Source organism: Kitasatospora sp. NPDC059817, assembly GCF_042731835.1.
Lineage (GTDB): Bacteria > Actinomycetota > Actinomycetes > Streptomycetales > Streptomycetaceae > Kitasatospora.
This window is the reverse complement of record NZ_JBHWIR010000377.1, coordinates 1-2,780: the sequence shown is the minus strand read 5'-3', so window position 1 is coordinate 2,780 and position 2,780 is coordinate 1. Positions and strand designations below refer to the sequence as shown.

4 protein-coding genes are annotated in these 2,780 nt (G+C 73.3%); 1 reads left to right on the top strand and 3 read right to left on the bottom strand.

The features are described 5' to 3' along the window. Window positions 1-63: 63 nt before the first annotated feature. The 3 genes from ACFV61_RS35435 to ACFV61_RS35425 form a co-directional block, all read right to left on the bottom strand. On the bottom strand, window positions 64-243 hold the full coding sequence (locus ACFV61_RS35435; protein ID WP_063345889.1) for a thiazolylpeptide-type bacteriocin: 180 nt from the start codon (window positions 241-243) through the stop codon (window positions 64-66). 37 nt (window positions 244-280) lie between these two features. Next, a complete protein-coding gene (locus ACFV61_RS35430) occupies window positions 281-493 on the bottom strand; it encodes a thiazolylpeptide-type bacteriocin (protein ID WP_380496246.1) in 213 nt (70 codons plus the stop codon). Window positions 494-845: 352 nt separating this feature from the next. After that, window positions 846-2,084, bottom strand: coding sequence for a styrene monooxygenase/indole monooxygenase family protein (locus ACFV61_RS35425; RefSeq protein ID WP_380496244.1), 1,239 nt, complete (start codon window positions 2,082-2,084; stop codon window positions 846-848). Window positions 2,085-2,374: 290 nt separating this feature from the next. Here ACFV61_RS35425 and ACFV61_RS35420 point away from each other — a divergent pair, with 290 nt between their 5' ends. Continuing rightward, window positions 2,375-2,734: a zinc ribbon domain-containing protein YjdM gene (locus ACFV61_RS35420; RefSeq protein WP_063345891.1), complete on the top strand. Its 360-nt coding sequence runs from the start codon at window positions 2,375-2,377 to the stop codon at window positions 2,732-2,734. The last annotated feature ends 46 nt before the right edge of the window (window positions 2,735-2,780 follow it).

The following is a 2,780-nucleotide window of genomic DNA, read 5'->3' as shown; positions in this document are numbered from 1 at the left end:
CCCCGGGTGGGGGCGGCCGCACGCCGACACGCGCTGTTCAACGGGGACTTGGCGACGCCGGGCTCAGAAGGTCTGGGTCGGCGGGTGCGGAGCGGCGCAGGAGGACGATCCGCAGGAGCTGGAGCTGGGTGCCCCGGAGGCGCCCGTCTCGGGCAGGGCGACGGTGTCGCGCAGCGCGGTGACGGTCAGCTCGCCGAGGTCGAGGTCGTCGAGGGCGAGGACGTCCTCGAAGTGGTCCGACATGTGGTCTCCCGGATGTTCGAGATGAATTGACGGATGGTCAGAACGAGTCCGCGCCGGGCAGGTTCGGCTGGGCGCAGGAGGACGAGGCCTGGCAGGAGCAGGACCCCCAGGACCCGCCGTTCTCCGGCAGGGCGACGGTGTCGCGCAGCGCGGTGACGGTCAGCTCGCTGAGGTCCAGGTCCTGGAGGTCGAGCGCCTGGCCGACGAGGACCGGGGCGGACGTGGACGCGGACATGGCAATGTCAGACATGTCGGACTCCTTTGGGTGGCGGACGAGGCCGAGGTGCGCTTGTGGCGGCGTGGGGGCCAAGGGTGTGCCGGCCCCCGGGGGTGCGGCGGTGCACGCGGATCGTCCTGACCCCGGCGTCGCGCCGCCCACTGGCGACTCTAGGCCGCGGCCGGCCGCGCCGGACCCGGGCGCTCGGCACATTGGCCGGATGCCCACCTCGCCGGGCGCAACACCGGCTCCTGCCTCAGCCGCACTTGAGCGAGCCGTGACCGGCGCTCCGGTGCACCGCCCCCATGGCGGCCGGGGCCCGCCGTCCGCTCGGGCGCCCCGGCCGATCCGCTCCAGCCGATCCGCCCCGGCCGATCCGCTGCGGTCAGTCCTGCGGGGTGAACGACTCCAGGTAGGCGGCCGCCTTCGCGGGGTCGAGGAACCACTGCTCCAGGTCGGCCGGGTCGTTGAAGGCGTTGGCGAACCGGTCGGCGACGGGCGGGAGTTGCCCGGCAGCGCCGAGCAGGTGCAGGACGTGCTCGGGCGGCGGCGCGAGCATCGCGTTGCTCCAGACGGTGCTGGGGCGCACGGCCTGCCAGAAGCGGTCGAAGGCGGCCCGCATGAAGTCGCGGTCGAACGGCTTGTCGCCGTGGGCGAGGATCGCGTCGAGGTAGCCGGCCGCGCACCGGGCGGCGTTGTTGGAGCCCTGGCCGGTGATCGGGTCGTTGAGGACGACGATGTCCGCGACGCCCAGCACCGCTCCGCCGCCGGGCAGTTCGCCGACCGGGTGGCGGACGGCGGGGGTGAAGCGCCCGGCGAGGGTGGCGCCGGCGTCGGTGAGTTCGATTCCGGCCCGGGCGCGGTCGTACTCCCAAGGAGTGAAGGCCTTCATCAGGTCGAGCGTCACCCGCAGGTGTTCGGCCGGGTCGCGGACCCCGTCGAAGGCGTCCGCCGGGCCGCCCGGGGCGGCCTCCCAGAGCAGGATGTCGCACGGGCCGGCCGCGGTCAGCGCCGGCATCACGAACAGTTCGCCGATGCCGGGCACCACGTTGCAGCGGACGGCGGGGAAGTCGTGCTCGGGGCGCGGGCCGAGCCCGTACACGTAGCTGGCGGCCAGCGCGCGCTGCGGCCGGTCGTACCGGGAGCGCTCGTGGTCGCGCTCGAACATCGCGGCCAGGTCGCCCTTTCCGGCCGCGACCAGGACCAGGTCGTAGGAGCCGGAGAGGTGTTCGAGGTCTCCGACGGTCACCGGGCGGATCACCACCCGGCCGCCGCGCCCGGCGAAGGTCTCCAGCCAGGCGGGCATCTTCAGCCGCTGGTCGACGGACTGCGCGGGCGCGTCCAGGCGCCCGACCCAGTCGATCACCCGCGCGGACTGCGGCCCGGCGACGGAGACTCCGAGGCCCTCGATCCGGGGTGCGGCGTCCGCCCAGAGGTCCAGGCCGAGGTCGCGTTCGGTCCGCAGCGCGGCGTCGAACATGCACTGGGTGGACAGCACCCGGCCGCTGCGGACCGCGTCCGCGTCACGGTCGGTCATCACCGTCACGTCGTAGCCGTGGGCCTGGAGCCCCAGGGCCAGTTGGAGGCCGGCCTGCCCGGCGCCGACGATCAGAACTCTGCGCATCGTCTCCGCTTTCCTGGTTGTACGTCCCGGCCCGGCCTCAACACCCGTCCGTCCGTGGGCTGGTGAGCCCGCAGGGGGCGGTGGGCGCCGGCCGGCCGCCGGTCGCGCTGCCAGTGGCCTGGATACCAGTCATCGGGCACCGGCGTCCACGGCCTGCGCGCGCGCCCGGCCGGGAACGTCACCGTCCGCGGTCGGATGCCCTCGAACAAGCGATTTGAAAAATTCTTCAACTTCATACATGCTGGCGAGCCGCCGACCCCCGGCCCGACCTGAGAGGACAGCCCGCGCGCATGAGCGACCACCTCCCCCCGTGCCCGTCGTGCTCCAGCGAGTACACCTATGAGATGAACGCCCTCATGGTCTGCCCGGAGTGCGGCCACGAGTGGATGCCCGCGGCAGGCGGCGCCGCCGAACCGGCCGGCCCGGGCGAGCGGGTGATCCGGGACGCGGTCGGCAACGTGCTCAGCGACGGCGACACCGTGACCGTCGTCAAGGCCCTCAAGGTCAAGGGCAGCGTCTCCGGCATCAAGGCGGGCACCAAGGTCCGCAACATCCGTCTGGTCGACGGCGTCGACGGCCACGACATCGACTGCCGGATCGAGGGGTTCGGCGCGATGCAGCTCAAGTCGAGCGTGGTCAAGAAGGCCTGACCGGGCCCGCGCCCGGCGCGAAACGGCGGCGGCCCGTACGAGCACC

What these genes read in the sequence shown, in the direction of transcription:
- ACFV61_RS35435 (WP_063345889.1), bottom strand. Translation starts at nt 243, where the DNA reads ATGTCGGACCACTTCGAGGACGTCCTCGCCCTCGACGACCTCGACCTC.
- ACFV61_RS35430 (WP_380496246.1), bottom strand. Translation starts at nt 493, where the DNA reads ATGTCTGACATTGCCATGTCCGCGTCCACGTCCGCCCCGGTCCTCGTC.
- ACFV61_RS35425 (WP_380496244.1), bottom strand. Translation starts at nt 2,084, where the DNA reads ATGCGCAGAGTTCTGATCGTCGGCGCCGGGCAGGCCGGCCTCCAACTG.
- ACFV61_RS35420 (WP_063345891.1), top strand. Translation starts at nt 2,375, where the DNA reads ATGAGCGACCACCTCCCCCCGTGCCCGTCGTGCTCCAGCGAGTACACC.